Here is a 3,615-nt window from a genome sequence, read left to right on the forward strand (position 1 = left end):
AGACGAGGTGGTAGTTGATGAGATAGACCTGGTTTCGGGAATGCTTGTATTCCATATGTTGATACCAATATATCTGTCAACACACCAGCCTATAAACTTTTTGACGGTTCATCCCCGAGACTGAAGTCTGGGGCTTTCCCGCCAAAGATTCCTGTAAATAATGAAAGAAGGGTGATGTAATCTCCTCTTCTTTGAGCTTCAAATCGGTTGCGGAATACTACCCTATTTAATGATGAAAAAGTTGAAAGAATGGGGGGAATGAGAATGGAACCAGATTATGATAGTTCTGGTGTTTGTAATTCTTCTAAGAATTCTTCAAGTTTTTTTGCGCTTGTGAAAACTTTTATCATGTCCCATTCTGCGATTCTTACAACTGCCTCTCTGGGCTTTATTGTTACGTAGATTCCCCCACACTGTGCTTCATGGTTTATGTAAACTATTTCGTCATGATTTCTACTTCGCCAGTATCTCTTCCTCCTTAACACCTTTCTAAACATGTTTTCCTCACCAACCGACTTTTCAACGCTAGTTATCTTTCTTTGATATGGAGCCTTATTAGTCTTCTCTTTAAAAAAATGCAAAGTATATTAAAAATAGATTGCAGAAAATGCAATTATTAAATAAAATTTTTAACATTTTTTAAATCACGTTTATTAAAAAATTATGAGAAACAAAATTTTCTTCAAATAAATATCTAAAAAAATTTCTAGTGAAACCTACTAGGCGCCTCTTATATAACTCAAAAATATTAATACTTAAAAATAAATATTAGAAACGCTATTCAATTCTCATGGCTATTATTAATTTTTCATAACTATATAACCGTATAACTAACATATTTTTTTAAAAAGAATTAAATTGAACCCATAATTTTTTTAGATTTTTTATGAGAAATATTTCTGGATAAATGCTAAAAGAACCTATTGTATTTTTTATAGTTGATTACTTTTTGCATTTTTAGTGTGGTGATTGTTTGCAGTCTTGTAGGATGGTGGATCAGGGTTTCCCCCAAGGCAAATGTATGACTCAGACTTCTAAAGGGGTGAAAACTGCTTGCAGGGCTACTCTCAAGAAATCCGACGGTGTTTGGAGTAGGGTTATTAAATCTGCACATCTTTCCCGTCCTGAGGATTATTTTTCAATTTATCAAAGTGGTTGTAATCATGAATGTCTCAAGTGCCACTCTTGGGAGTTTAGCCAGATTTTCTCCGGACATTGGATATCCACTGAAGAAATAGCTGAGATGTGCAAAGATTATGAGCGAAACGTGACATTTGAAGAACCAAGGGAAAGAGCCCTCATGTCCACAGCTACTGATCTCTGCCGTCACTGTGGTGCGTGTGTTCTTTACGGTAAGCGAAGTAAATTTTGTCCCGGTAAACTTGAACCTGAACAAGTCGTTCTAAGTCCCCAAGGTTGGGGTCCTGCTAGAAATATTGTGGCTTTCACTGGTGGTGATGTGGTTTGTTGCGCGGAATTCTATGCTGAAGCAACTAAAAAAATTAAAGAGAAATGTGAAAACATCTTTGTTCTCATAGAAACTAATGGTTATGGCCTGACCCCTAAAAACATGGACACGCTAAGGGAGGCGGGTGTAGATTCTTACTGGTTGGATATCAAGGCTTATGATGAGGAGGTTTATCGTAAGCTTTGTGGAACCACTAATGAGTGGATTCTTAAGCTTCCCCAAGAGTTGATTGCACGAGATTTTGTGCTTGAGGTCTTAACTCTCTATATTCCCGGATGGGTGGAGGAGGACCAGATAGTGAAAATAGCTGAAATAGTTAAGGATGCGGATCCTCTCATTCCCTTCACTATATTGGCTTTCTTTCCCCAGTATAAATTAAGAGATGTTCGTCCACCCACATTAAAAGAAATGGTAGAAACATACTCTAAGGTGAAGTCTGTCGGTTTAAAAACGGTTAAACTAGGGAATATCGGAGTTTTTGCAAAAACCAACAAAGATGTGGAAACCCTTTATACTATTGTTGGTGAGGAAGGTATCGATTAAAAACTCTGATTAAATTTTCATTCCCTTTCTATTAAGCTAATTTGATTTTCCGATATTCAAATATGTATGTACCTTTCATTATCGGTTAGGAGGTAGTTTTTTGTCTTTGCGAGAATTGGCATTGGCTTATCACAGAGATAATTTACCTGGTAATGGTAAACTGGAAGTTGTTGCAAAAACGCCTGTGAGAAATCTTGAAGATTTGGCTCTTGCTTATACTCCGGGAGTCGCTGAGCCGGCAAGGTTGATCAGTAAAGATATATCCAAGATCTACGATTTTACAATTAAGGGGAATCTTGTAGCAGTTGTTTCTGATGGTTCATCGGTTTTAGGGTTGGGAGGCATTGGACCTTACGCAGCTCTGCCTGTTATGGAAGGGAAAGCGATTCTTTTTAAGATGCTTGCCGGTGTGGATGCTTTTCCTATTTGTTTAAAAACAGGTGATCCGGACAAGGTGGTGGAGACTGTTAATACCATTGCCCCAATTTTTGGCGGAATCAATCTGGAAGATATAGGTGCCCCTTCCTGCTTCAAGATTGAATCGAGATTAAAAAAAGAACTGGCTATTCCGGTGTTTCATGATGATCAACATGGAACCGCAGTGGTTGTTCTGGCGGGTTTGACGAATGCATTAAAGGTTGTTGGCAAGAAATTGGATGAGGTGCGAGTTATAGTTAATGGAGCGGGCGCTGCGGGTCTTGCTGTTTCAAAGTTTCTACTAAACGCTGGGGTGAAAGATTTGAGTGTATGTGATAGGGAGGGAGCAATCTTTGAGGGTAGAACCCGCAATATGAATATTTACAAGGAGGAAATCGCTAAAGTTACGAATAGAGAAAGAATTGAGGGAAAATTACCAGATCTAATGAAAGACGCCGATGTGTTTATTGGATTGTCGGTGGGGGGTGTGGTTAATCGGGAAATGGTGGCGTCAATGGCCGATAATCCAATTGTTTTTGCGATGGCTAATCCTGTGCCCGAGATTATGCCGGATGAGGCTTTAAAGGCCGGGGCAAAGGTTGTGGCTACTGGTAGATCCGATTTCCCGAATCAAATCAATAATGTTCTAGGTTTTCCTGGAATTTTCAGGGGAGCACTTGATGTACGGGCGTCTGATATAAATGAGGAAATGAAAATCGCCGCGGCGCACGCCATAGCATCACTTATTTCAGAGCAGGAGCTTTCAGAAAAATATATAATTACCAGCCCCTTGGATCCAAGGGTTATGCCCGAGGAAGCAGCAGCGGTAGCCGAAGCAGCAATGAAAAGTGGAGTTGCTAGAATAAAGGTAAATCCTAGAGAAGTAGCGGAACACACCAAAAAACTTGTTAATATACAAAAGAAAAGAACTCCCCAATTGTTCCCCTAAAATCTTCAAATTGATTAACCATATAATCTCAGAAATCATTCGATATCTGAAATTTATGGCCTTTCCTCATTTAGTGATTTTTCGATAAGTATTCGGTTAATTAATATCGGCTCATATTTTTTAGAAGTAATTTGGATAAGATGTGATTTTCCAGATTTCCTAATATTTATAAAAATTAAAAAAAGTTGGTGAGCTTTAATGGCTTATTCTTCTATGGGTTCGAAAATTTCTTTGGGCA

General features: G+C 38.5%; 3 protein-coding genes. 2 read left to right on the top strand and 1 reads right to left on the bottom strand.

The window, feature by feature from the left end; translation table 11 throughout:
- Nucleotides 1–275: 275 nt before the first annotated feature.
- Nucleotides 276–497: a hypothetical protein gene (locus tag ACUVXA_RS18155; protein ID WP_445872698.1), complete on the bottom strand. Its 222-nt coding sequence runs from the start codon at nt 495–497 to the stop codon at nt 276–278.
- 476 nt (nt 498–973) lie between these two features.
- On the opposite strand from ACUVXA_RS18155, the gene ACUVXA_RS18160 reads away from it, so the two are divergent.
- Complete coding sequence (locus ACUVXA_RS18160; protein ID WP_445872699.1) at nt 974–2,011, top strand: radical SAM protein; 1,038 nt, start codon at nt 974–976, stop codon at nt 2,009–2,011.
- 100 nt (nt 2,012–2,111) lie between these two features.
- A complete protein-coding gene (locus ACUVXA_RS18165; RefSeq protein ID WP_445872700.1) occupies nt 2,112–3,377 on the top strand; it encodes an NAD(P)-dependent malic enzyme in 1,266 nt (421 codons plus the stop codon).
- The last annotated feature ends 238 nt before the right edge of the window (nt 3,378–3,615 follow it).

It is taken from the genome of Candidatus Jordarchaeum sp. (assembly GCF_052745115.1).

Coding starts and splice junctions, on each gene's coding strand:
- ACUVXA_RS18155 (WP_445872698.1), bottom strand. CDS start 497: ATGTTTAGAAAGGTGTTAAGGAGGAAGAGATACTGGCGAAGTAGAAAT.